We start from the raw sequence: 22,970 nt of genomic DNA on the forward strand, positions 1-22,970 counted from the left end.
CCCAGTCTGACCGACGCGTATAACCGCCCCGCGTCCCTCCCGCAACCGTGCCGCTGATCTCCATCACCTGTCCCGCCTGCGGTGCCGCGACGTACGTCTCGCTCCCGACCGGACACCGGTTCGTCACCGCCGAACCCGGCGACGGAGACGACCCCGAGCGAGGAGTCCGAGAGACGATGGACGCGACCTGCGACGCCTGCGAGACGGGGTTCCCGGTGGTTCACGCGCCACGGCGCTAGCCTTCGTCGCCGGTCGCATCGTCGACCCCGCCCTCGGGAACGTGCTGTCCCCAGAACCCGTCGAACTTCTCGACCGTGACGTCGCCGTTGACGCGGACCTGACAGGCTAGTCTGAGCCCCCCGTCGGGGTCGTGCGGGGGGACGGCTAGCCTGAGCCGCTCGCGTCGCGTCCGCCCCGACACATCACCCGAAACGGCGACCGCACAGGTTCCACAGGAGCCGAGCCCCCGGCAGTTCGCCAGTCGGGCCCGACCGTTGTGTGGCGTCTCGTCGGCGGCGAGGAGGACGTCCCGCAGCACCGCACCGGCGTCACAGTCGATCTCTCGGTCACGGAAGCGAACTGTCGGCATATCTGATCGAAGGAACGGGCGCAGTAAATCGGTGCTGGCCCCCGATCACGACCACGGCCCCTAAGTAGTCGAGTCCCTACAAGTCGACCATGCAGACGACCCGACGTGCCCTCCTCGCGGGTGCCGGCGTCGCCGTTGCCGGCACGGCCGGCTGTCTCGGTTCGCTCACCGGCGGGAGCAGCGGCGCCGGCGGCGGTGACACCGACTGCGACCTCTCGGCGCGGGAGCCGATCCAGTCGCTCCCCGCGCCGTCGCTGGGCCCCGACGACGCCGCGGTGACCGTGATGGCGTTCGAGGACTTCGCCTGTCCGCACTGCCGGACGTACCACCTCGAAGCGTTCCCGTCGATCGAGTCGGAACTCGTCGGCGACGACGTCCGGTACGAGCACCACGATCTGCCCATCCCGGTGAGCGAGCAGTGGTCGTGGGCCGCCGCGGGAGCCGCACGCGCGGTGCAGGACGCCACCGACGACGCGACCTTCTTCGACTACGCGAAGGCGCTCTTCGAGAACCAGAACTCCTACTCGATGTCGCTCGTGGAGTCCCAGGCGAACGAGGTGGGTGCGGACGGCTGCGAGGTCCGCGCCGCCGCGACGAACGACCGCTACCGGCCCGTCCTGGAGGCCGACCGACAGCGCGGGATCGACATGGGCGTCCAGGGGACGCCGACCGTGTTCGTGAACGGTCGCGAAGTCGGCGCGACGCTCGACGAGATCAGCGCGGCCGTCGAGAGCGAACGGTAGCCGGTCATGCGCATCCGCGGCGCACAACACCACGTTGGTTTTATCGCCCGCACGGGAACACACACGGCGATGAACGACGCCGTCACGGGAGGGTCGCGCGCGTGAACCGCAGACGGGCGCTCGCCGCGCTCGGCGGGTTCGCGATGACCGCCGGCGGGGGATACGTCGCGTTCAACGGACTGGGCGGCAACAGCACCGCCGTCACGGTCGACACCATCGACGCTCCGGGGTCGACGGCGGGTCGCCGACGCCTCCCGGTACCGGACCGACCGACGCTCATCGACCTCTTCGCGACCTGGTGCGTCCCCTGCGAGGCACAGATGCGGAGCCTCCGCGAGGCCCACGGCGAGTTCGGGGAGCGCGTCGCGTTCGCTTCCGTGACGAACGAACGGGTCGGCGGCGGCCTCACGCTCGACGACGTCCGGCAGTGGTGGGCCGATCACGACGGCCGCTGGACCGTCGGGCACGACCCCGAGAGCCGGCTGATGAGCGAACTCGGTGCGGGCGGTCTGCCGTTCCTCGCGCTGGCTGACGCCTCGGGCGAGATCGTCTGGACGCACCGCGGGGTAGCGGACGCCTCGACGCTCCGCGCGGAACTCGGAGCCGTCGTCTGATGGTGTCGGTGGACGCGGCGTTCACGGGCACCCTCGCCTTCGCGCTCAGTGCCGGCGTCGCCACGTTCTTCGCCCCCTGTGCGTACCCACTCCTGCCGGGATACGTCGGCTACTACCTCAGCCGGGACGAGGCCGACCTCGGTGGTGCGGTCGTCCGCGGTGGGGCCGCGACCGCCGGTGCCCTCGCCGTGCTCACGCTCGTCGGCTGGGTGCTCGTCTCGGTCGGCACCCGGGTCGTCTCGACGCTCACCGTCCTCGAACCGGTCGTCGGCGTCGGCCTCGTCGCGCTCGGCCTCGTCGTCCTCTCGGGGCGGACGCCGAGTGTCCACCTGCTCCTCCCTCAGTACCGCTCGTCTGTCGGCGGCTTCGCGCTCTTCGGCGGCGTCTACGCCGTCGCGGCCGCCGGCTGCGTCGTTCCGATCGTCCTCGGCGTCGTGACGCAGGCACTCACCCTGCCGACGGAGCAGGCGGCCGCGGTCGTCGGCGTCTACGCCGCGGCCGTCTCACTGCCGCTGTTGGGCGTGACGCTCCTCTCGGCGGTCGGGAGCGACGCGCTCCGGGGGCTCTCCCGTCACGTCGGCTCCGTTCAGCGCCTCGCTGCCCTCGTGATGATCGTCGCTGGCGTCGCACAGGTCGGCGTCTCGCTGTCGTATCTCGGCGTGGTCTGAGCCGTGAACCGACCTCGTTTTACCGCGGACTCCCGCACCGAGCGTATGAACTGCGGTCGACCGTCCCCGCGTGCTCGTCGACGCCTCGTCGGCCTCGGCGTGGTGCTCTCTGGCGTGCTCGCGGGTGCCGTCGGACCCGCGGCAGCACACGGCGGGGCGGCCGCGGCTCCGTCCTCACCGGTCGATCAGGTGCCGACGTGGGCCGGAGTCGCTCTGGGGCTCGCCCTCGTGGCGCTCGGCGTCGCGGCCGTCGGGCGCGGCCTCGGACGGGCGACCCGGGCCGTCGGCGGTGTCGCGGTCGTCCTCCTCGCCGGGAGCCTGCTCGTCGCCGTCGTGGGCGCGACCGGCGTCGGCCTCCCCGGTGGCCCCTCGACCGAGACGCCCCTCTGGGTGAGCGAAACCGGTCGCGACATCGGCGGGAACCACCACGCGGCGGCGGTCGCCGACGGCCGGGTGTACGCCCCGCTGAGCGGTCCGGGTACCTCCGCGGGCTGTGAGCTCGTCTCCCTCCACGGAACGGACGGCGGCGTGGTGTGGCGAGCCCCCGTCGAGACCAACTGTACGATCCACGCGGTGGCTGATCCCGCGGTCGCCGACAGCGACGGCGACGGCGTCGCGGAAGTGCTCGTCGCCACCACCGAAGACGACCTCCGGACGTACAGCCGCGACGGCGACCTCCTCCGGCGGAGCACCCTCTCGGACTACGGCTACACCCGCCCGGCGGTCGCCGATCTCGGTGGCAGCGACGGGCCGGAGACGGTCGTCGTCGACGTCCGGGGGAGCGTCGTCGTGTTCGACGCCGCGGGGGAGCAGGTGTGGCAGTACGCGCTCGACGACTACGTCTGGGCGCGGCCGGTCGTCGGCGACGTCGACGGTGACGGCTCCGGCGAGGTGTTCGTCGCCCCGCGCGACGGCACGCTCACGCTCCTGTCAGGAGCGGCTACGAGCGGGAACGACGCGGCCGACGACGCGGGCACGGCCGGCCCGGCCGTCGAGTGGTCGACGGCCGTCGGGGACAGCCCCGATATCTCGTGGCTCGCCGCCGGCGAGGCCGACGGCGACCCCGCGCGCGAACTCGTGGTCGCCACGGTCGACGGCGGCGTCTACGCCGTCGACGGGGCCACGGGCGAGGTGGAGTGGAGCCGGCAGGTCGGGTCGCTCGCCGCCGTCGGCGGCTTCGGTGACGGCGACGCCGACGGCGACAGCGAGGTGTACGTCGCCGACCACACCGGCCAGGTCCGTGCGCTCGACGCCGCCACGGGCGACGACGAGTGGGTGACGCGCGTCACGGACGGTCCGGTCCAGATGATGCCCCCACCGTCGCTCGGCGACACCGACGGCGACGGCGCGGCCGACCTGGTCGTCCCCGCCCACGACGGACGCGTCTCGAAACTCGACCCCGCCGACGGCCACGTCGTCGCGCGCTACGCGCCAATGGGGGCGGCGAACGACCGTGGCGGCGACCGGATCTTCGCGCGGGCGACGCTCAGTGACCTCGACGGCGACGGCGACGACGACGCGGTCGTGGTCTACGCCGACGGGACGGTCGTGGCGCTGGACTTCTGAGCGTCGACCGGACCGTCTCAGTCGGCGTCCCCGGTCGGCGTCGGCAACGCCCGCAGCGGCCGTGGCGGGACGAGGTAGTTCCCCCGGCGCTTGACGAAGATGTACTCCAGGATGCCGTTGTTGACCCGCTGGCGGATCGTCGGGATGTCAGTCAGGTCCGCGCCGTTCATCGCCTCGCGGACCGCCTCGAACGACTCGATCCTGGTCTGGAGGGTGGGGAAGTGGAGGCTCGCCTCGCCGTCGTCAGTCGACTCGACGTGTCGCCGGAGCAACAGCGGCGCTCCCTCGGAATCGCGGTTGGCTCGCGCGGCCTTCTGCGCGTGGCCCACGCGGCCGTAGTCGCGCGCCTGCTCGCGGATCGTGTCGACGATCTCGTCGTCGACGCCGCTGAAGTCGCCCAGGTTCGCGCCCGCGCCCTCGACGAGGCCGCGCTCGGCGTGCCGCGGGGAGAACATCTCCATCACACGCTCGTCGAACCCCTGTTCGCCGTACCAGTCGTCGAGTCGCTGGCGGATCGTCGCGAGGTGTTTGGTCGTCCCGCCCGCAAAGGACCCCTCGTCGATGGTGACCGCCGACTCTGTCGCCTGGTTTCGCCGGAAGCCGGCCATGAACCCCATGAACAGCGGCGAATCCTCGGGGACCGGGCCGCCGGACGGGATCCCTTTCACCTCGCCCTGGCGTTCGGCGGGCATCCCCGCGCCGATGAAGCCGGTCCGCCGGTTCACGACCGAGAACACGCCCGCGAGGGGATCGTCGACCGCGCGGCCGTTCATCGTCTCGCGGTCGCCGAACAGCGCCTCCTCGGCTTCCAGCAGCGCGTCAGGACGGTCCGAGGCCAGATGGAGGAGGGCGTCCTGGTGGTCGAATTCGGGGGTCTCGAACGCCGACAGCCGGCGCGGCTCGGGGAGTGGATACTTGAGGTCGGCGTCGAACCGCGCGAAGTACGCCGGCGTGTACGCGAGCGACGAGAGCAGCCCCTGGTGACTCCACTCGTAGGCGCGGTCGAGCGTCGCCATCGCCGACGCGACCGCGGCGCGGTCGTCGTCGGTCGGGACACCGTCGTCGAGTTCGAGCGAGAGGAAAACGTGGTGCCGCGGGAGTTCGTGGTTCCCGGCGTCGTCGCGCGCCAGGAAGTCGTTCCAGCGGTGCTGTCCGACGGGGAGTTCGTCGGGGGCGGTGCCACGGGGGACGGGTTCGTCGGCCTCGCTCAGACAGGCCGACAGCGCCGTCGCACCGCCCGTCGCCACCGCGAGCTTCATGGCCTCCCGTCGGGAGAGGTCGCGGTCGAACACGCGGAGGTTACGAAACGGAGCGACAAACAGTTGTCGCCGCTTTCGACGCGGTGAGAACGGGACAGGCCTATTTAATCTGGCACCCCTACCTGAAACCGATGAACAGACGCACGTTCCTCGCCGGCGGCGCGGCGCTCGGGACGACGGCGGCCGCCGGCTGTCTGGGGACGCTCGGCCTCGGAGACGAGAACCCGAACGTCGTCCTCGGCGAACCCGACCGGACCGCCGACGTGTCGAGCGAGGACCTCCCGTACCCCGCGTGGGGCCAGCGGGTCCCCGACGTCACCCTCCCCGCCCCGCTCGCTGACCGAGCCGTCTCCCTCCGCGACGTCGGTCGACCCTTCCTGACCACGTTCTTCTTCACGAACTGCATGACGACCTGTCCGGTGTTGCTCTCGGCGCTCCGGGAGGTACAGATCCACTCGGTCGAGGAGGGGTACGCCGACGCCGTCGACTTCTACCCGATCACGTTCGACCCGGCACGGGACGACGAGGCGGCCCTCCGTGCTGAACTGGAGCAGTTCAACGTCGACGCGGGGGTGGGCAACTGGCAGTTCCTCCGGCCCGAGGACGAAGCGCGCGCGAAGGCGACGGTCACCGACGAGTTCGGTATCGTCTTCCAGCGACAGGAGATGGACGACGGTCCCGACATGTTCGTCCACCTCGGGTTGATCCTGCTGGTGAACGCCGACGGCTACGTCGAGCGCGCCTACCGGGGCCAACAGCCCGACGAGGGACAGCTGATCGCGGACCTCCAGCGGGTGAGAGAGACATGAACCGACGCACGTTCCTGGCGGCCGCCGCCGGTGCGTCGTCGACGCTCGTAGCCGGGTGTGCGGGCTTTTCGACCACGGCGTACAGCGCCGATCCACCGCTGGTCGAGGACCCGCCGGCGGCGGTGTACGTTCCCTCGCACGTCGAGGGGATGGAGATGGTCGGCATGGCCGACGCGGGCGACGCGAAGGTGGCCGTCTCCTACAGCTACCCCCACCGCTTTTGGACCGTCGAGCAGGACGGCACGGCGTTCGAGACCCAGCAGGTCGACATCGGTAGCGACGACACAGTGCACCTGATGGCGACCGTCTGGGAGCCCGAGACGGGCGTCGTCGTCCCGAACACGGGGCTGTCGATCGAGATCTCGACCGACGAGGGCCTCGTCAGCGAGGAGGTCGTCTACCCGATGCTCTCCCAGCAGATGGGCTTTCACTACGGCGCGAACTTCCCGCTCGACGGCAACGACGTGTACGACGTCCGGGTCAGCGTCGGCGCGACCTCGGTCGAACGACTCGGCTCGCTGTCGGACCGGCTCGAGGAGCCCGCGGCGGCGACCGTCTCCTTCGACTACCGCGAGGCCGCGCGCAACGAGATCGACTACACGGTGTTCGAGGAGTCACGGCGGGGCCAGCGCGACGCCATCCCGCCCATGTCGATGGAGATGACCCCGGTCGGCCGCGTCCCCAACCCCGACTCGGTCGCCGGGGAGCCGCTCGGCCAAGCGACCATCGGCGACCTCGTGCTCCGGGGGTACGCCGCCGAGGCCGACCGCTTCGGCGACGACCCCTACCTCGTGGTAACCGCGGGCACCCCGTACAACGACCTCGTCGTGCCCGGCATGGCGCTGTCCGCTCGCGTCCCGGGGGACGGACGGGCCGCCTTCGCAGGCCGGCTCGATCCCGCGCTCGACCCCGAACTCGGCTTTCACTACGGCGCGACCGCCCCCCGACTCGCCGGCGACGACGAGGTGGAACTCACCGTCGAGATCCCGCCGCAGGTCGCCCGGCACGAGGGGTACGAGACGGCGTTCCTCGAGACCGGGACGGTCGTCCTCACGGGCTGACCCCCCGTCCCCGACGGGCGCGGCAACCCTTTGTTCGAGTGGGTCTTTACACCAGTCATGGGCTCGGAGCGCCGCGATCGGGTCGTGCTCGCGGTCGTCGTCTGGTGCGTCCTCGTCTCGCAGGTGCTTCTGTACCCCGGCCTCGCCGACCTCGTCGTCGCCCTCGGCGCGTCGGGAATCGACGCCGCCACGGCATTCCTCGTCGCGGAGGTCGCCGCGTTCGTCGCCTTCGCCTCCGTCTGGGGGGCGCTGTCGGACACCACCGGTCGGCGGCTCCGCTGGATCGTCGCCGGCGCGGTCGGGGGTGCCGCGTCGTACCTCCTCCTCGCCGCACTGCCCGCCCTCGGCGTCGGCTTCGGCGTCGCGCTCGCCGTCCGCGTCGTGGGCGGGGCCTTTACCATCGGCGCGTTCTCGCTCGCGGTGACGACGCTCGCCGACCTGAGCGGGGGCAACGGCCGGAACATGGGTGCCGCCGGGCTCGCGATCGGGCTCGGGGCGGCGCTCGGGGCGGTCGTCGGCGGACGGCTCTCGACGGTCGACCCGCTCGCGCCGGTCGTCGCCGCGGCGGGGTTGCTCCTCCTCGTCGCCGGCCTCGCCGCGACGGTCACAGAGCGCGCCCCCACGTGTCGGGAGATGGGGCTCCGGGCCGTCGTCACGGGCCTGAAGACGCGACCGGCGCTCGCAGTCCCGTACGCGTTCGGCTTCGTCGACCGCCTCACCGCCGGCTTCTTCGCGCTCGTCGGCGTCTTCTACTTCCGCACGCAGTTCGGCCTCGACGCCGCCGGTGCCGGGGTGGTTCTCGCTCTCTTCTTCCTCCCGTTCGCGCTGCTGCAGTACCCCCTCGGTGTCGTCTCCGACCGCGTCGGCCGTTTTTACCCCGTCGTCGTCGGGTCGGTCTGTTACGGCGTCGCCATCGTCGGGGTCGGTCTCGCGCCGTCGCTCGGGCTCGCGGCGGGGCTGATGGCCGTCGTCGGGGTCTTCGGCGCGCTCGTCGCCCCCGCGACGATGGCGCTCGCGACGGACCTCGTCCCCGACGACGAACGCGGCGTCGCGCTCGGCGGCTTCAACGTCGCCGGCTCGCTCGGCTTCCTGGCGGGCTTTCTGGTCGGTGGCCTCGCCGCCGACACGCTGGGGTATCTCCCGTCCTTCCTCGTCGTCGGCGGGCTGGAGGTCGCCATCGCGGTCGTCGCGCTCCGGGCGGTCCGTCGCCTCGAACCGTTCGCGGATCCCGAGCAGGGCGTCCACGCCGCCGACGGCTGAGCGCGGCCGTCGGTCGAGGGTTTTTGCCCCGCGAGCGGCTCCCCCCAAGCGATGACCGAGCTGTTCGGCCGCGCAGTCGCCGACCACTACCACGACCGCATGGACGAGCCGCTCCTCGTCCGAGACGGCGCGGAGACACAGGAGCATCCGATCGAGGCGTTCTACTTCGAGCCGTTCGACCCCGAGAGCGAGGCGGGTCGGTGGCTCTCGTCGTGGGTTCGCGCCCCACTCCTCGACGTCGGGGCGGGGGCCGGCCGGCACGCGCTCGTCTTCGGTGCCCGCGTCGAGACCGTCGCGGTCGACGTGAGCGAGTCACTGGTGGCGGTGATGACCGACCGCGGGGTCGCGGACGCCCGCGTCGCCGACATGTTCTCGCTCCCGTCGCGGTTCGACCGCGACCGGTTCGGGTCGGCGCTGGTCGTCGGCACCCAACTGAGCCTCGCGGGATCGATGCAGGGCCTCCGTGGGCTGCTCGGCGACCTCGCGTTCGTGACCGACGCCGACGCGACAGCCGTCGTGGACGGCTACGATCCGGGCCACGAGGCGGCGGCGGAACTGCTCGGGTACCGACCCGACCCGACGCCGGGGCTCGCCCACCGCACCTTCCACTTCGCGTACGAGGGCGCGGTGAGCGAGACGCTTCAGTTCCGGCTGTTCAGCCCCGACCGCCTGCGCGAGGCGACCGTCGGCACCGGGTGGCGGGTCGCGGACGTCCGGCGAGCCGACGAGGGGTCGTACTACCGCGCGGCACTCACGAAGCCGTAGCCCCGCTCTCTCGCGCCCGCCGCGTCGGTCGCCTCACTCGTGGCCCGACACGCGCACCGGCTGGTACGGTTCCTCCAGCCACTCGATGTCCGACTCCGACAGCGAGATGTCGAGCGCCTCGACCGCGTCTTCGAGGTGTTCGATGCTCGTCGTCCCGACGATGGGCGCGTCGACCCACTCCTTGTGCAGCAGCCACGAGAGGGCGATCTGCGCCATCTTCACGTCCTTCTCGGCCGCCAGTTCTCCCACCCGCTCGTTGATCTCCCGGCCCCCGCTCTCGAAGTAGGGGTGCTGGCGGGCGTAGTCGTCGGTCGCCCCGCGGGTCGTCGCCTCGAAATCCTCGTGGGGGCGGGCGAGATAGCCCCGCGCCAGCGGCGACCACGGCATGACGGCGACGTTCTCCTTCGCACACAGCGGGAGCATCTCGCGTTCCTCCTCGCGGTAGAGGAGGTTGTAGTGGTTCTGCATCGTGAGAAAGCGATCGAGACCGAGCGCAGCCGAGGTAGACAGCGCCTCGGCGAACTGGTGGGCCCACATCGACGACGCGCCGAGATAGCGCGTCTGCCCCCGCCTGACGACGTCGTCGAGCGCTCGCATCGTCGTCTCGATGGGCGTGTCGTCGTCCCAGCGGTGGGTCTGCAGGAGATCGACAGTGTCCATCCCCAGCCGGTCGAGGGAGTTTTCGACCTCCTGTTCGATCGCCTTGCGGGAGAGTCCGCCCGAGTTCGGATCGTCCTCGTCCATCTGGAAGTAGACCTTGGTGGCGACGACGTTCTGGTCGCGGCGGCCCTCCAGCGCCTTCCCCAGGACGCGCTCGGACTCGCCCATCGAGTACATGTTGGCGGTGTCGAAGAAGTTGATCCCCAGCTCGATGGCGCGGTCGACGAGTTCGATCCCCTCCTCCTCGTCGAGCACCCACTCGCGCCACGACGAGGTGCCGAAGCTCATACAGCCGAGGCAGATGCGGGAGACCTCCATGCCGGTGTCACCGAGGGTGGTGTACTCCATGCTCACCCGCTCTCGGCGAGGGCTCAAAAGTGAGGTGGCTGCGGAAGCGCCCGATTCGAAGCGGGCAGCCGTACAGAGGCCGTCGATCACAGCCGCACGTTCTCACCCCGAGAGAAGCACGGACGACGTTTACCCTGTCAGCCGTTCAACGACTATCCGACGCGAGCGGTGTCTCCGTCAGTGATTCAGATGTCCACGAAGCTACTCACAGTCCTCCTCGTCGGCGTCGTCGCGGTCTCGCTCGTCGGGGCCGTCTCGTTCGTCGGCGGCGTCGTCCGCTTCCTCGTGCTCTTGATGGGGCTCGGGGCGTTCGTCCTCGCGGCGCGCGGCGCGCGCGGCGACGAGGAGGGCGGCCTCGTCTTCGGCACCGGCGAGGACGAGTCCGCGGCGACGTGAGACGGAACCCCCACGGTCTTCGTCTGGAGCAGCGGCCCTGATCGTCGACGGTCAGCGCCCGTCACCGGACGCTGCTTCGGTCGACTCGATCCGCCTCTCGCGGGTCCGAATCGACCGACAGTCGACCCAAATTATTATTCGACGTGTTTTCGATATGTTGGGTATGGTACTGGAGTACGACACGGCATGTGAGTCGTTCGAGTGGGACATCCCCGAGGCGTACAACCTCCCGAGCGTGATCGAGTCGCACGCAGACGCCTTCGGTGACCGGGTCGCCGTCCGCTTCCTCTCGCAGGCGGGCGACCGCACGGAGCGGACGTACGACGACCTCCGGCGGGACATGAACCGCTTCGCGAACGCGCTCGCCGATCTCGGGGTCGGGTCGGGCGACCGGGTGATGCATCTGTTCCCGCGGCATCCCGACGCGTTCGCGATCCAACTCGGCGCGCTGAAACGCGGCGCGCTCTTGGTCCCGTGTTCGTCGATGCTGAAGCCGAAGGACATCGCGTTCCGCGCGTCGGATTGCGAGGCGTCGACGGTCGTCGCCCACGCGTCGCTCACCGACATGGTCGAGCCGGTGCTCGACGAGACGCCGCTGTCGACCACGATCTGTCTCGACGGCGACCCCGACGGCTGGCACTCCTTCGCGGAACTCCTCGCGGACCGGGCCGCCGACCACGACGGGCCCATGGTCGGTGCCGATGACCCGATGTCGATCAACTACACCTCCGGCACCACGGGCCAGCCGAAGCCCGTCCTCCACAGGCACCGCTGGATGCGCTGTTTCGAGCTCGTCAACGGGCCGTACTGGTGGGGCCTGTCGGGCGACGAGGACCTCTCCGACGAGCTGATGTGGGCCACGACGGGGACCGGGTGGGCGAAGTGGTTCTGGAGCCCCGTCGGCGTAGGGCTCACGACGGGCGCGACGCAGTTGCTGTACGACGGCGACTTCGACCCCGAGACGTTCCTCGACGTCATGGCCGACGAGGGCGTCACCCGGCTGTGTGCCGTCCCGACCCAGTACCGCCTGTTCGCACAGCGGGACCTCTCGACGTGGGATCTCGCGCTCACCGACGCGCTCTCGGCCGGGGAACCGCTCAACCGCGAACCGATCGAGGCGTTCGAGGAGGCGGTGGGAGTGACACCGCGCGACGGCTACGGGCAGACCGAGACGGTCGCGCTCGTGACCAACTACCCCGGTATCGAGGTCAAAGAGGGCTCGATGGGCAAGCCGACGCCGGGGATGGGAACGACGATCATCGACACGATGGACGAAGCGGCGGTCGACGACGGCGAGATCGGCGAGATCGCCGTTCCCGTGGACTGTCCCGGAATCTTCGACGGCTACTACCAGAAACCGAACCTCGACGAGAAGACGTTCTCCGGGGAGTACTACCGGACCGGCGACCTCGCCTCCCGGGACGACGACGGCTACTTCTTCTTCGAGGGGCGGGCCGACGACATCATCATCTCGGCGGGCTACCGCATCGGCCCGTTCGAGGTCGAGGACGCGCTCGTCTCTCACCCCACCGTCACCGAAGCCGCGGCGGTGGCGTCACCCCACGACGAGCGCGGCAACGTCGTCAAGGCGTACGTCGTGCTCGCGGCGGGGTACGAAGGCTCCGACGACCTCGCCGACGAGATCACGGCGTTCATGAAAGAGGAGACGGCCCCGTACAAGTATCCCCGCCGAATCGAGTTCGTCGACGACCTCCCGAAGACCTCCTCGGGCAAGATTCGACGCATCGAACTCCGCGAGCAGGAGCAGGCGACGTTCGGCGACTAGGCCGCCGGCGGTCCCGATGTCGACGAGGAAAGGCTCGACCGGGCGACGGCGCGAAAAGGCTCACTCCAGCGTGTCGAAGCTCTCCTCGCCGGGCAGTTCCCGGAAGGCGGCCTCGAAGTCCTCGCTGGAGTACTGCGAGAGCGTCTCGTCGAGCTCCTCTCTGATCTCGCCCATCCGCCTCGTGAGTCGGTCGTACTCCTCGCTGGGATCGTCCTTGGCGGTGCTCTCCAGGGTCGCTTTCTTGGAGGCGAGCGCGAAGAACTCCTGGGTACGGTCGTCGAACTGCGCCCGCGACAAGAGCACCTCGACGACCGAGTGGAGTTCCTCGCGGGAGACGGGCTTGACCAGGTAGTCGTCGAACGGCATGTCGACGATGTCGACGTCGGGTTCGACCGCGGTGATCATCGCGACTCGGCAGTCGATGTCGCGTTCGCGGAGGGCCGAGAGGACCTCGTCCCCGGTCATCGAGGGCATCCGGCGGTCGAGGAGGGCCACGTCGATGTCCTCGGTCGCCAGATCGAGCGCCGCCTCGCCGCCCGTCGCGACGATCACCTCGTACGACTCGCCGAGCCAGTGGGCGTACAGCTCCGCGAGTTCGGCCTCGTCGTCTGCGACCAGGACGACCGGCAGGCCGTCGCTGTCTTCGCCTACCATCTGTCTTCGGTGACACTCTCTCGCTCCTCATATATCATGGTGACGGCGTTTGCGCCGGCGGCGGTGTCCGATCGAGGGCGGCCGTCCCCTCGCGCGGGGTTCACACCCGGGATCGATGTGTCCCGGCTGGAGCGACCCGGCTGGACGGCGTGCGGTACGACGACTCGGATGCCCGCGCGCCGCACACCTCGCCGTGCGTCCGTCGACGCGTCCCGCCGGGAGTGGCCGGGCGAGCGGCCGTGGCCATAACGGATTACCCGACCGGCTACTAACGATCGGTGTGTTACCGCCCGAACCACCCCATCGAGCGGGGGCCGCATGACCGTCTGGCTCCTCGGCGACCAGCTCTCGCCCGCGGCCCGGCCGCTGGAGCGCACCGATCACGTCCTCATGATCGAGGCCCACGGCTTCGCCGAGCGGCTGCCGTACCACCCGGCGAAGCTCACGCTCGTCTTCTCGGCGATGCGTCACTGCCGCGACGCCCTCCGCGACCGGGGGTACGAGGTGACGTACATCGAGGCCGAGACGTTCGGCGACGGGCTCGACGAGTACTTCGCGGCCGCTCCCGGCGATTCGCTCCTCATGATGGAGCCGGCGAGCCACGGCGCGGGGGCCCGCTTCGAGGAACTGGTCGCCGCCCGCGGCGGGAGCCTGACACGCGTCGAGAACGACCGATTCCTGACCAGCCCCGAGACGTTCGACGAGTGGGCCGGGGACCGGACCGTCGACGACGGCTTCCGGCAGGAGCGGTGGTACCGCTTCGTCCGCCGCGAGCTCGACGTCCTGATGGACGGCGACGAGCCCGCGGGCGGCGAGTGGAACTACGACGACCAGAACCGCGAGACGCCCGACGAGGAGTGGTCGCCGCCGCCCGTACCCACGTTCGAGCCCGACGCGATCACCAAGGAGGCCCACGACTGGGTGACCGAGCGGTACGACGACCACTGGGGGGACGACTCGCTGGCGGCGATGGTCTGGCCCACCACCGCCGAGGAGGCGCGGTCGGCGCTCGACCACTTCGTCGCGACGCGGCTCCCCGAGTTCGGCGACTACCAGGACGCGCTGGTCGACGGAGAGTGGGCGCTCTCGCACTCGCTGCTCTCGTCGTCGCTCAACCTCGGGCTCCTCCACCCGCGGGAGGCCGTCGACGCCGCGGTCGAGGCGTACGAGACGGGCGACGCCCCGCTGAACTCCGTAGAGGGGTTCGTTCGTCAGCTCATCGGGTGGCGGGAGTTCATGCGCCACGTCTATCGGCGGGCGATGCCGGAGCTAAACGAGGCGAACCAGTTGGACCAGACCCGGGAGTTGCCGCCGCTGTACTGGGACGGCGGCACCGACATGAACTGCCTCTCGGAGGCGGTCTCGCACGTCCACGAGCGGGGCTACGCCCACCACATCGAGCGGCTGATGGTGCTGTCGAACTTCGCGCTCGTCTACGGTGCCGACCCGCACGAACTCAACCGCTGGTTCCACCTCGGCTTCGTCGACGCCTACCACTGGGTGACGACCCCGAACGTCGTCGGGATGGGCTCCTTTGCGACCGACGTGCTCTCGTCGAAGCCGTACGCCTCGTCGGGCAACTACATCAACAAGATGAGTGACTTCTGTTCCAACTGTCCGTACGCCGTGTCGCGGACGACCGGCGAGGGTGCCTGTCCGTTCAACGCGCTGTACTGGGACTTCCTGAAGGAAAAAGAGGAGACCCTCCGGGGAACGGGCCGGATGGGGCTGATGTACTCGCACGTCGACAACAAAGACGACGAGGAGTGGCGGGAGATCCGCGAGCGGGCGAGCGAGGTCCGGGAGCAGGCGCGCGAGGGAGAGCTGTGAGCAGAGCGTTCTGGGACGCCGATCGGTCGGTTCGACGCTCCCCCACCTGCGCGCCTCGCGTGTTAGCGTGCGACGGCCCCACTTGTCAGGCGAGTGTTGCGATTCAAATACCGAATTTGATAACGAGTCCCACACATATATTCACCTAGAGCTGACATTCTGCCTATGAGTAATACTACCCGTCGGGGGTGCATCGCCACCGTGGGAGTTCTGCTGTCTTCGGGTTGCCTTGGAAGCGCGACGACTGACACCACCGATGGGAGCGGTGAGACCGAGAGACGCGCGACGCCGACACGAACGCCTCGCCCGGACTCGGACGGCGATGGAGTCGTCGACGGGTACGACGACTACCCGACGGACCCGGCCAGGTCCAGGCTGGTCGAGTCGGCTTCGGATACGCGTAACATCGAGGAGGATCACTACTACTACTATCCGTTCTCTCTGGATCAGAACGGCTACGTCGAGATGGAGTACGTCGTCCGCGAGGGGCCAGACATAGACGTGATCTTCCTCTCTTCACAGGAGTTCGAACATTTCGAGGCCGGTGAGAACTACCTCCAGTACGACTCGCTGTCTCAGTGGGACGACGGGGGAGGGTCGATCAGCGGACCGATACATTCCGGAAGCAACTACGTCGTGTTTCACAACGCCAACGCTCCAACAAACTTCTCGAACGACTTGGCACGGGTCGAGTTCGAGATCGAGATCTCCGAGTAACTGGTCGTTTAGCTCGAACGGACCACACGAGCGAGTGCTGATGGGAAGGGGAGAGCGGACGTTCGGCGCGTGGGCCCAACAGAGCGACCGTCGATGGAAACCACCACAGGAGCGAGGAGAGATGGCGTATGAGTGCCGACTGGCCGGTGAGACTCCTCTGACACACGTTCGGCTGTCGGCCTCGTCTGTTGGATCGAGTGTTACCGTCCCATCGCGTGGAACTCGTCGTTCGGCCGCATGTCCGCGAACATCGCCATCCGGTTCGAGAGGTTGAAGAAGGCGGTCACGGCGGCGATGTCCCAGATGGCCTCCTCGGAGTAGCCGGCGTCTTCGAGCAGGGCGATGTCGTCCTCGCCGACCTCGGCGGGCCGTTCGGTGAGCTTCACGGCGACGTCGAGCATCGCCATTCGCTCGTCGGAGACGTCGGCTGTGCGGTAGTTGGCCACCAACTGATCGGCGAGACGCGGGTCCTTCGCGTAGATCCGCGCGAGCGCGCCGTGGGCGACGTTGCAGTAGTAGCAGTGGTTCACGCCCGAGACGGCGACGACGATCATCTCGACTTCCTCCCGGTCCAGGGCCGTATCCTCGACGAGCGCGTCGTGATACGCGAAGAAGGCGCGGAAGTGCGAGGGCTTGTACGCGAACGCCGAGAAGACGTTGGGGGTAAAGCCCGCGCGGTCGGTTTCGGCGGCGACGCGCTCGCGGAGGTCCGCGGGGAGGTCGTCGTAGTCGGGCACGGGGAACCGCCGCATGGCGTCGTCGTCGAGTTCGATGTCGGGGTCGGAGCCGTCGGCCGGGGAGTCTGTCATAGCACCCGGTTCGCCGCCGGCGGTAAAAGGTGCAACGGCGACCCCGGTCAGGGACCGACCACCAGCGCGACCCACGCCACCGTGACGAAGACGCCCAGCGAGAGCAGGCCGTAGTTGCCGAGCGTGCTGTCGGCGGTGACCACCGAGAGGGTGAACTTCCGGTTCGAGAGCGGCCAAAACGGCCTGATCCCCATCGGCGTCAACGCGTCCGCGAGGAGGTGTGCGCCGACCGAGAGGAGACCGACCGCGGCACCGACCGCGCCGAGCGTCGCCGGAGCGGACAGTGCGGCACCGCCCACGCGACCGACGAGGAGACCGACTCCGCCGAGGACGGCCGCGACGAGGAGCGCGAAGCCGACGGTGTGGGTCGGGCCGCGGTGTGTGACGCCGGGGACGCGGTGGTCGACGTCGGGCAGCATCGCCAGCCAGAGCGTCCCCGCGCCGACGACGAGCGCGAGTTCTACGGCCCCAGCCGAGACGAGCGCGACGCCGACCGGGGCGAAGGCGAGGAGTGCGACGCCGTAGTGGCCGTTTCGGTACACAGTCGCGAGAGGACCTCGGGCCACGAGTAGCTGACGGACTCCGTGACAGTCGAAAACGGTTAAGCCTCTGCACGAACGATAGGTCCCGTGATAGACGCGGTGACTGGATTGCTCGACGGGCTTTCGGCCTGGCAAGCGACGCTCGTCGTCGTCGTGCTCTCGCTGGGTGCGGCCCTCCTCGTCGAGATGGTCGTCATCCGCGGGGCGTCCCGGCTGGTGCGGCGGACGGACACGGAGTTCGACAACATCACCGTCCGAAACGTCCGGTGGCCGCTCGTCGTCTCGGTCGCGCTCGCGGGGATCTACGTCCTGACGCGGACGCCCGCGGTCGTCGAGAGCACGCTCGTCACCGCCGCGCAGTTGGACACGTTCTTCGGCAAGCCGTCGTTGGCCATCATCATCGTCGCCTGGGCGTGGGCGCTCAACAACCTGGTCAACGAGAGCGTCGAAGTGGTCAAAGAGAAGGGTAGTCGGTTCGACTTCGCCCCCGTCTTCTCGAACGTCTGGACGCTCGTGGTCGCGGTGGGGACCGTCGCCGCGCTCCTCCGCCTGTACGACATCGACATCACCCCACTCCTGGGCGCGGCGGGGGTCGCGGGAATCGCCGTCGGCTTCGCCGCGAAGGACACGGTCGCGAACTTCTTCGGCGGGATCGCCCTCTACTTCGACGACACCTACAAGCTCGGCGACTACATCGTGTTGGACTCCGGCGAGGCCGGCACGGTCGTCGCGGTCGGCATCCGGTCGACGACGCTCCTGACGCGCGACGAGGTGCTGGTGACGGTGCCGAACTCGGCGCTGAACGCCGCGAAGATCGTCAACGAGTCAGCCCCCCAGCGCCGCCGCCGCATCCGCGTCCCCATCGGGGTCGCATACGGCACCGACGTCGACGACTTCGAGGAGCTCGTCGTCGAGGTCGCCGAGGCGGAGTCGCTCGTGCTCGACTCGCCGAAGCCACGCATGCGGCTCCGTCGGTTCGGCGACAGCGCCCTGGAGTACGAGCTCCTCTGCTGGGTGGCGAGCCCGACCCGTCGCGCCCGCGCGACCCACGAGCTCAACCGGGCGATCTACAAGGCGCTCGCGGAACGCGGGATCGAGATCCCGTACCCCAAACGGGATCTCACGGTCACGAACGGGATGGAGGCGGTCGATCAGACGGCCGCGCATCAGCCCCCGTTCGACGGCGAGCCCGAACCGGTCCGGAGCGAGACCGACGGCGGCCGCGATTAGGCCAGATCCGCGAGCGCGAGCAGGACACTCGGGGCGGCCACGAGGACGACTCCGACGACGATCAAAAGCGCCGGGAGCATCAAAAGCCCGGCGTCGGTGAACAGCCAGAGCCCCAGGCCCGCGAGGACGACCACGGTTCCGACGACGCGCAGGAGCCAGGTGACGACCCCTTCGAGCTCCGATTCCGCGACGAGTTCGAGGGCTTCGAGTGCTTCGTCCATCGCGTCGGCGGATCGACACTGGAGACAGTTATTTTCCCGGAACCAGCGTCGAACGAATCGCGACAACGAGTCGCAAGGCCTGTTAGGCGGCCACCCACAGTGACGGTATGTTCGTCGACGCGCTCGTCTCCACGTTCGGTCCGTTCCTCATTCCTGCCGTCCTGTTCGGGCTCGGCGTCGTTGGCTACCTGTTCATCGTCGCGCTGAGCCGCCTCCGTGGCTGATCCGGTGAGAGCGGGTGTGCAGAAACAGTTATCCACCGCCCAAGTGATTGTGGGATGTCATGGCGCTCGACATCGAAGCACTGCTGACGTATCCGATGGAGTCGGACGACTGGCTCGTGACGGTGCTCATCGGCACCGTGTTGACACTGCTGTCGGTCTTTATCATCCCGGGCATCTTGGTGTACGGCTATCTCGTCCGGGTGCTCCGCGCCGGGATGGACGACGCGCCCGAACCGCCGGCGTTCGGCGACTGGGGATCGCTGTTCGTCGAGGGGCTGGTCGCGACGGTGATCCTGTTCGTCTACCAGCTGATCCCGCTCGTCGTGTTCGCGGTGACCGTCGGCGGATCGCTCGCCGCGATCGCCACCGGGAGTCGGGTCGGTGCCGGGGTCGGGATGGCCGGGCTCTTCGGTGGCCTCGCCCTGAGCGTCGTCCTCGCGCTGGTGTTCAGCTACGTCGGGCTGGTCGGCGTCGCCAACTACGCCCGGGAGGGAACGATCGGCGCGGGGTTCGACGTCGGCGTCATCATCGACGTCGGGACCGACGGCGCGTACGCGATCCCCTGGGCGGTCGGCGTCTTAGTGCTCATCGTCGCCAGCGTCGTCGGCAGCATCCCGATCCTCGGGCAGGCCGTGCTGTTCTACGCGTTGATCGTCGCGATGAGGGTCGTCGGGCAGGGGTTCGCAGCGGCCCGCGGACTCGACGGTTCGACGTCGCCGGGCGCCGGCGTCACCGCCTGAGCCGGCGACGGGCGGGGCGATATCAGCGTTTCTGACAGTCACGAGACTTCGTAAAAAATTTCATGTCACTCCATCGGATCCGACTAGTCGATGGCGCAACATCCGGGGTGGGTCGTCACGGGGAGGCGTGCCTGGGTCCTCGGCGGACTCGCCGTTGGTGCGCTCGTCGGACGGCTCCCGTGGGTTCGGTTCGGCGTCGACCCCGGCGACGTGCCGGTGGGTGACGCACCCGTCGGGTGGTTACTCGGCCGACTTCCGTCCACGGCCCAGGTCGGACTGGCCCTGGAGTTCCTGCTCGTCTGGGCGCTCGTCTTCGCCGCTCTCCCCGAGCTGTACCCCTCGCGTGCGCGCCGGCTCACGGCGGCGCTCCCGTTCCGGGTGGCCGTCGCCGGACTCACGACAGCCGCCTCGGTCGTCGTCTTCTTCTCGATAACGCGCCAGTTCTCCCCGGCGGCGCTGTTGGTGCTGGTCGCGGCGACGCTGACCGTGGCCGTCGTCGTCCCCTCGGTGACGGACAGCTGGCGCTTCGCGACGCCGTACGTCAGCCCGGCGTTCGCCGTCCTCGCGTCGTTCGTTCCGACTGACCGCGTCCCCGGCTTCGCCGCGCTGTTCCGGCGTGGCACGGTCGATTCGCGAGTCCGGGTCGCCTGCCAGGCACTGCTCGGTGTCGCCACCGTCGGGTTCGTCCTCGTCACGGGTGCGCTGTCGGCACTGCCGACGCTCGCGTTCCCGGCGCTGGAACTCCTCACGCTCGGAGGGCTCGCGGTCGGCCTCGGTCACCGCCTGTTCCCCGCGTTCCCGACGCGCTGGCGGCTGCGGTACGCCCGGGCCACGCGACGAACCCGCCGGCGGCTGTGGACCGCACGCAGGCTGCTCACCGACCTCCGGGGGGCCACGTCGGCACTCCTCGTCACGGCCGGGGTCCTCCTCGGGGCCAGCGCCGGCGGCCTCGCCGTCGCCGTCGCCGTCTCCGCCGCCCACCGGACGCCGCTCGACGGCGTCGTCGTTCCGCCGATCGGCGTGCTCACCGAGTGGGTCGTCGCCGGTGCCCTGCTCGGATACACCGTCTCTGTCACCCAGTTCTGGTGTCGAGCGGCTCGGTGGCTCCCGGCGTTCGTCGCGGCGGACCGGGACCGACGGACGGGGGGACTCCGCACGAACGACACGGCCGCGCACGACCGTCCGGCCGGACTCCTCGTGCCGCAGGCGTTCCTGCTCGTCGCCGCGCTCGGGACGCTCTCTCCGGGAGGGCGGCCGACAGACGGGTTCGGGGTGGCTCTCGGACTGGGGCCGGGACCGGCGCTCGCGGCGACCGCCTTCCTCCTGGCGGCGTCGTTCGCGACACCGTGGCTGCACCGTCTCCCGCGGGTCGCCGCGACGCTCCCGACCGTCTCCGATCGGCTCACGCCACCGGCCGCGTTCGCGGTCCAGTGGGTCGGTACGTCGGTCGCACTGCTGACGCTTCCCGGAACCGATCCCGTGTCGGTGGCCGCGACGACTGCGTTCGTCCTCGTCGTCGCGCTCGGTGGCTACGTCTACGTCGACGTTCGCGACGCGGCCGCCCGCCGCGGCCGGCGAGGGATCTGTCTCGCGTATCTCGTCTGGCTCTCGGTGGCGGCCGTGGGGCTCGGTCGGATCGTGACGCGGCCGCTCGTGCGGCTCGTAGTCGGCTAGGCGACCGACGCGTGTCCGGGGATCGTCGGCGGAATCGGATCAGGACAGCGCCGCGACCGGCGAGATCCAGATGACGAGTTCGCCGTCGCGCTTGATGATGCCCTCGATGGACTCGTCGTTTTCGAGGGGTGGTTTCTCCACGTCGTCCATCGACACGCGGACGACCTGGTACACCTCGTCGACGACCCACCCGATGGCGGCGTCGTCGGCGAACCGACCCGAGTCGAAGATGACGATCCGCTTGGGCTCGCTCTCCTCGCGGATGTTCAGGAGGCTCTTCGGGTTGACGATCGAGGTGGTCCGGCCGCGGAGATCCATCACGCCGTCGACGTAGTGCGGCGCGTTCGGGACCGTCGTGAGCGAGCCCTTGTCGACGATCTCCGAGACGTAGTCGATGTCGACGCAATACGTCTCCGAGCCGAGTTTGAACTCGAGCACCTGAATCTCGGTGGTGCCCTCGCTCTCCTCGTCGTCGTGCGGTACGGGCTGTGGGGTCTTCGGTGTCTTCTGCGAGTGCATGTCTTTCGGCTCCCGGTGACGCCTGTTACTTCTGCGGTCGGCCAAACGGTACGTAAACTTACTCCTCGCGTTATCACGCCTGATTATCGCCGAGATGCGTTTATGTATCACACTGTCGAAGCACGGACAGAGATGCGAATCGGATCGTTGGCTCGGCCCCGTTCGAACCGCACCCACCCGGCTGTGGACCTCAGCCGGAGGTGGCGATGAGCACGACGGCCGGCGGGACGAGGGCCGTCGTCGTGGACGACTCGCGGTTCATGCGGACGCTCATCCGCAACCTCCTCGAAGAGGGCGGGGTCGAGGTGGTCGCCGAGGCGGCAGACGGCGAGGCCGCGATCGAGACGGTCGCCGAGCACATGCCCGACGTGGTGACGATGGACATCGAGATGCCGCGGATGAACGGCATCGAGGCCGTCGAGCGGATCATGACCGACAGTCCCACGCCCGTGTTGATGCTGTCGGCACACGCCGAGGAGAACGCCGACGTGACGTTCGAGGCGCTCGACCGCGGGGCCGTCGACTTCGTGACCAAGCCGGGCGGCGAGGTGACCTCGGAGATGCCGCGCGTGAAACGCGAACTCGTCGACAAGGTCCAGTCGGCCGCCGTCGTCGACCTCTCGGTGGCCGGGCGGCGGTCCTCGCCACCGACGGCGCGGCCGCAAGCGGCGACCCCTGGCTCGATCGCACCGGCCGTGCCCGCTTCAGCCGACGGCGCGACGGTCGTCATCGGCGCGTCGACGGGCGGGCCGGCCGTCGTCGAGGGGGTGCTCGGGGGGCTCCCGCCGGAGGCGGGCCTACGCGTGCTGATCGTCCAGCACATGCCGGAGGGTTTCACGGCGCGCTTCGCCAAGCGACTCGACGCCCGCAGCGGCTACGACGTCGCCGAAGCGCGCGACGGCGAGCGGATCGGTGCCGGTCAGGCCCGGGTCGCCCCCGGCGGTTCACACCTGGTCGTCGACGACGACAGAGCCGGACAACTCCGGCTCAGACTGCGTGGCGGCGACCGGATCCACGGCGTCAAGCCGGCGATCGATGTCACGATGTCGTCGGCCGCCGAGGCCGTCCGCGGGCCGCTGACGACGGTCCTCCTGACGGGGATGGGTCGCGACGGCGTCGAGGGGATGAGCGCGGTCAAACGGGCCGGCGGTGCGACGGTCGCACAGGACGAGCGAACGTCGGCGATCTTCGGCATGCCGAAGCGGGCCATCCAGGCGGGACACGCCGACGAGGTGCTCCCCGCCGGGGAGATCGCCGAGGGCATTGTCGCCACACTGAGGAACTAA

General features: G+C 69.5%; 25 protein-coding genes. 17 read left to right on the forward strand and 8 right to left on the reverse strand.

The features are described from left to right. The first annotated feature begins 47 nt into the window (after nt 1-47). Entirely contained in the window at nt 48-239 is a 192-nt protein-coding gene (locus NKJ07_RS06405) for a hypothetical protein (RefSeq protein ID WP_318569752.1), read from the forward strand. Here the strand turns inward: NKJ07_RS06405 and NKJ07_RS06410 are convergent. Then, the gene (locus NKJ07_RS06410; RefSeq protein WP_318569753.1) at nt 236-589 is read right to left on the reverse strand and encodes a 2Fe-2S iron-sulfur cluster-binding protein; all 354 of its coding nucleotides are present in this window, start codon (nt 587-589) and stop codon (nt 236-238) included. The two genes, NKJ07_RS06405 and NKJ07_RS06410, sit on opposite strands and share 4 nt — an antisense overlap. Nucleotides 590-678: 89 nt before the next feature. Here NKJ07_RS06410 and NKJ07_RS06415 point away from each other — a divergent pair, with 89 nt between their 5' ends. The 4 genes from NKJ07_RS06415 to NKJ07_RS06430 all read left to right on the forward strand — a co-directional run bounded on the left by NKJ07_RS06415 (nt 679) and on the right by NKJ07_RS06430 (nt 4,180). Further along, a complete protein-coding gene (locus NKJ07_RS06415) occupies nt 679-1,332 on the forward strand; it encodes a DsbA family protein (RefSeq protein ID WP_318569754.1) in 654 nt (217 codons plus the stop codon). Between the two features lie 101 nt (nt 1,333-1,433). Continuing rightward, nucleotides 1,434-1,946: a TlpA family protein disulfide reductase gene (locus tag NKJ07_RS06420; RefSeq protein ID WP_318569755.1), complete on the forward strand. Its 513-nt coding sequence runs from the start codon at nt 1,434-1,436 to the stop codon at nt 1,944-1,946. Beyond that, nucleotides 1,946-2,614 (forward strand): cytochrome c biogenesis CcdA family protein, encoded by a 669-nt coding sequence (locus NKJ07_RS06425; protein ID WP_318569756.1) that lies wholly within the window; start codon nt 1,946-1,948, stop codon nt 2,612-2,614. The genes NKJ07_RS06420 and NKJ07_RS06425 overlap by 1 nt, the downstream gene beginning before the upstream one ends. A 45-nt stretch (nt 2,615-2,659) precedes the next feature. Then, complete coding sequence (locus NKJ07_RS06430; RefSeq protein ID WP_318569757.1) at nt 2,660-4,180, forward strand: outer membrane protein assembly factor BamB family protein; 1,521 nt, start codon at nt 2,660-2,662, stop codon at nt 4,178-4,180. A 17-nt stretch (nt 4,181-4,197) separates the two neighbouring features. Here NKJ07_RS06430 and NKJ07_RS06435 read toward each other — a convergent pair whose 3' ends face one another. Continuing rightward, nucleotides 4,198-5,472 carry a DUF7405 family protein gene (locus NKJ07_RS06435; protein ID WP_318569758.1) on the reverse strand — a complete coding sequence of 425 codons (1,275 nt, stop codon included), beginning with the start codon at nt 5,470-5,472 and terminating at the stop codon, nt 4,198-4,200. 98 nt (nt 5,473-5,570) lie between these two features. On the opposite strand from NKJ07_RS06435, the gene NKJ07_RS06440 reads away from it, so the two are divergent. Genes NKJ07_RS06440 through NKJ07_RS06455 form a run of 4 tightly spaced genes read left to right on the forward strand, consistent with a single transcriptional unit; the run spans nt 5,571 to nt 9,334 of the window. Next, nucleotides 5,571-6,248, forward strand: a complete 678-nt coding sequence (locus tag NKJ07_RS06440) for an SCO family protein (protein ID WP_318569759.1) — start codon at nt 5,571-5,573, stop codon at nt 6,246-6,248. Continuing rightward, entirely contained in the window at nt 6,245-7,309 is a 1,065-nt protein-coding gene (locus tag NKJ07_RS06445; RefSeq protein ID WP_318569760.1) for a DUF7350 domain-containing protein, read from the forward strand. The genes NKJ07_RS06440 and NKJ07_RS06445 overlap by 4 nt, the downstream gene beginning before the upstream one ends. A 57-nt stretch (nt 7,310-7,366) precedes the next feature. Further along, a complete protein-coding gene (locus NKJ07_RS06450; protein WP_318569761.1) occupies nt 7,367-8,569 on the forward strand; it encodes an MFS transporter in 1,203 nt (400 codons plus the stop codon). Between the two features lie 51 nt (nt 8,570-8,620). After that, nucleotides 8,621-9,334, forward strand: a complete 714-nt coding sequence (locus NKJ07_RS06455; RefSeq protein ID WP_318569762.1) for a class I SAM-dependent methyltransferase — start codon at nt 8,621-8,623, stop codon at nt 9,332-9,334. 33 nt (nt 9,335-9,367) lie between these two features. On the opposite strand, the gene NKJ07_RS06460 is transcribed toward NKJ07_RS06455, so the two are convergent. Next, nucleotides 9,368-10,342, reverse strand: coding sequence for an aldo/keto reductase (locus NKJ07_RS06460; protein WP_318569763.1), 975 nt, complete (start codon nt 10,340-10,342; stop codon nt 9,368-9,370). A 189-nt stretch (nt 10,343-10,531) separates the two neighbouring features. On the opposite strand from NKJ07_RS06460, the gene NKJ07_RS06465 reads away from it, so the two are divergent. Next, entirely contained in the window at nt 10,532-10,738 is a 207-nt protein-coding gene (locus NKJ07_RS06465) for a hypothetical protein (protein WP_318569764.1), read from the forward strand. Between the two features lie 163 nt (nt 10,739-10,901). Continuing rightward, nucleotides 10,902-12,524, forward strand: a complete 1,623-nt coding sequence (locus NKJ07_RS06470) for an acetate--CoA ligase (RefSeq protein ID WP_318569765.1) — start codon at nt 10,902-10,904, stop codon at nt 12,522-12,524. Between the two features lie 60 nt (nt 12,525-12,584). On the opposite strand, the gene NKJ07_RS06475 is transcribed toward NKJ07_RS06470, so the two are convergent. Continuing rightward, nucleotides 12,585-13,178, reverse strand: a complete 594-nt coding sequence (locus NKJ07_RS06475; protein ID WP_318569766.1) for a response regulator transcription factor — start codon at nt 13,176-13,178, stop codon at nt 12,585-12,587. Between the two features lie 318 nt (nt 13,179-13,496). Between NKJ07_RS06475 and NKJ07_RS06480 the strand changes: the two genes are divergently transcribed. After that, entirely contained in the window at nt 13,497-15,008 is a 1,512-nt protein-coding gene (locus NKJ07_RS06480; protein WP_318569767.1) for a cryptochrome/photolyase family protein, read from the forward strand. A 165-nt stretch (nt 15,009-15,173) separates the two neighbouring features. Then, on the forward strand, nt 15,174-15,725 hold the full coding sequence (locus tag NKJ07_RS06485; RefSeq protein ID WP_318569768.1) for a hypothetical protein: 552 nt from the start codon (nt 15,174-15,176) through the stop codon (nt 15,723-15,725). A 200-nt stretch (nt 15,726-15,925) separates the two neighbouring features. Here the strand turns inward: NKJ07_RS06485 and NKJ07_RS06490 are convergent, their stop codons facing one another. Both NKJ07_RS06490 and NKJ07_RS06495 read right to left on the reverse strand, forming a co-directional pair. Next, entirely contained in the window at nt 15,926-16,534 is a 609-nt protein-coding gene (locus tag NKJ07_RS06490) for a peroxidase-related enzyme (RefSeq protein ID WP_318569769.1), read from the reverse strand. Between the two features lie 47 nt (nt 16,535-16,581). Continuing rightward, nucleotides 16,582-17,076: a metal-dependent hydrolase gene (locus tag NKJ07_RS06495; RefSeq protein ID WP_318569770.1), complete on the reverse strand. Its 495-nt coding sequence runs from the start codon at nt 17,074-17,076 to the stop codon at nt 16,582-16,584. A gap of 87 nt (nt 17,077-17,163) precedes the next feature. Between NKJ07_RS06495 and NKJ07_RS06500 the strand changes: the two genes are divergently transcribed. Beyond that, nucleotides 17,164-18,306, forward strand: a complete 1,143-nt coding sequence (locus NKJ07_RS06500) for a mechanosensitive ion channel family protein (RefSeq protein WP_318569771.1) — start codon at nt 17,164-17,166, stop codon at nt 18,304-18,306. Here the strand turns inward: NKJ07_RS06500 and NKJ07_RS06505 are convergent. After that, nucleotides 18,303-18,527, reverse strand: a complete 225-nt coding sequence (locus NKJ07_RS06505) for a hypothetical protein (RefSeq protein ID WP_318569772.1) — start codon at nt 18,525-18,527, stop codon at nt 18,303-18,305. The two genes, NKJ07_RS06500 and NKJ07_RS06505, sit on opposite strands and share 4 nt — an antisense overlap. Nucleotides 18,528-18,810: 283 nt before the next feature. Here NKJ07_RS06505 and NKJ07_RS06510 point away from each other — a divergent pair, with 283 nt between their 5' ends. Both NKJ07_RS06510 and NKJ07_RS06515 read left to right on the forward strand, forming a co-directional pair. After that, complete coding sequence (locus NKJ07_RS06510; RefSeq protein WP_318569773.1) at nt 18,811-19,491, forward strand: DUF4013 domain-containing protein; 681 nt, start codon at nt 18,811-18,813, stop codon at nt 19,489-19,491. Nucleotides 19,492-19,581: 90 nt separating this feature from the next. Then, nucleotides 19,582-21,165, forward strand: a complete 1,584-nt coding sequence (locus NKJ07_RS06515; protein ID WP_318569774.1) for a hypothetical protein — start codon at nt 19,582-19,584, stop codon at nt 21,163-21,165. A gap of 39 nt (nt 21,166-21,204) precedes the next feature. Here the strand turns inward: NKJ07_RS06515 and NKJ07_RS06520 are convergent, their stop codons facing one another. Then, complete coding sequence (locus NKJ07_RS06520) at nt 21,205-21,684, reverse strand: chemotaxis protein CheW (RefSeq protein ID WP_318569775.1); 480 nt, start codon at nt 21,682-21,684, stop codon at nt 21,205-21,207. 206 nt (nt 21,685-21,890) lie between these two features. Here NKJ07_RS06520 and cheB point away from each other — a divergent pair, with 206 nt between their 5' ends. Beyond that, nucleotides 21,891-22,970, forward strand: coding sequence for a chemotaxis-specific protein-glutamate methyltransferase CheB (cheB, locus tag NKJ07_RS06525; protein WP_318569776.1), 1,080 nt, complete (start codon nt 21,891-21,893; stop codon nt 22,968-22,970).

It is taken from the genome of Salinigranum marinum (assembly GCF_024228675.1).
Classification (GTDB): domain Archaea; phylum Halobacteriota; class Halobacteria; order Halobacteriales; family Haloferacaceae; genus Salinigranum; species Salinigranum marinum.

Coding starts and splice junctions, on each gene's coding strand:
- NKJ07_RS06510 (WP_318569773.1), top strand. CDS start 18,811: ATGGCGCTCGACATCGAAGCACTGCTGACGTATCCGATGGAGTCGGAC.
- NKJ07_RS06460 (WP_318569763.1), bottom strand. CDS start 10,342: ATGGAGTACACCACCCTCGGTGACACCGGCATGGAGGTCTCCCGCATC.
- NKJ07_RS06455 (WP_318569762.1), top strand. CDS start 8,621: ATGACCGAGCTGTTCGGCCGCGCAGTCGCCGACCACTACCACGACCGC.
- NKJ07_RS06485 (WP_318569768.1), top strand. CDS start 15,174: ATGAGTAATACTACCCGTCGGGGGTGCATCGCCACCGTGGGAGTTCTG.
- NKJ07_RS06425 (WP_318569756.1), top strand. CDS start 1,946: ATGGTGTCGGTGGACGCGGCGTTCACGGGCACCCTCGCCTTCGCGCTC.
- NKJ07_RS06475 (WP_318569766.1), bottom strand. CDS start 13,178: ATGGTAGGCGAAGACAGCGACGGCCTGCCGGTCGTCCTGGTCGCAGAC.
- NKJ07_RS06440 (WP_318569759.1), top strand. CDS start 5,571: ATGAACAGACGCACGTTCCTCGCCGGCGGCGCGGCGCTCGGGACGACG.
- NKJ07_RS06445 (WP_318569760.1), top strand. CDS start 6,245: ATGAACCGACGCACGTTCCTGGCGGCCGCCGCCGGTGCGTCGTCGACG.
- cheB (WP_318569776.1), top strand. CDS start 21,891: ATGAGCACGACGGCCGGCGGGACGAGGGCCGTCGTCGTGGACGACTCG.
- NKJ07_RS06470 (WP_318569765.1), top strand. CDS start 10,902: ATGGTACTGGAGTACGACACGGCATGTGAGTCGTTCGAGTGGGACATC.
- NKJ07_RS06465 (WP_318569764.1), top strand. CDS start 10,532: ATGTCCACGAAGCTACTCACAGTCCTCCTCGTCGGCGTCGTCGCGGTC.
- NKJ07_RS06490 (WP_318569769.1), bottom strand. CDS start 16,534: ATGACAGACTCCCCGGCCGACGGCTCCGACCCCGACATCGAACTCGAC.
- NKJ07_RS06430 (WP_318569757.1), top strand. CDS start 2,660: ATGAACTGCGGTCGACCGTCCCCGCGTGCTCGTCGACGCCTCGTCGGC.
- NKJ07_RS06505 (WP_318569772.1), bottom strand. CDS start 18,527: ATGGACGAAGCACTCGAAGCCCTCGAACTCGTCGCGGAATCGGAGCTC.
- NKJ07_RS06410 (WP_318569753.1), bottom strand. CDS start 589: ATGCCGACAGTTCGCTTCCGTGACCGAGAGATCGACTGTGACGCCGGT.
- NKJ07_RS06480 (WP_318569767.1), top strand. CDS start 13,497: ATGACCGTCTGGCTCCTCGGCGACCAGCTCTCGCCCGCGGCCCGGCCG.
- NKJ07_RS06515 (WP_318569774.1), top strand. CDS start 19,582: ATGGCGCAACATCCGGGGTGGGTCGTCACGGGGAGGCGTGCCTGGGTC.
- NKJ07_RS06450 (WP_318569761.1), top strand. CDS start 7,367: ATGGGCTCGGAGCGCCGCGATCGGGTCGTGCTCGCGGTCGTCGTCTGG.
- NKJ07_RS06520 (WP_318569775.1), bottom strand. CDS start 21,684: ATGCACTCGCAGAAGACACCGAAGACCCCACAGCCCGTACCGCACGAC.
- NKJ07_RS06415 (WP_318569754.1), top strand. CDS start 679: ATGCAGACGACCCGACGTGCCCTCCTCGCGGGTGCCGGCGTCGCCGTT.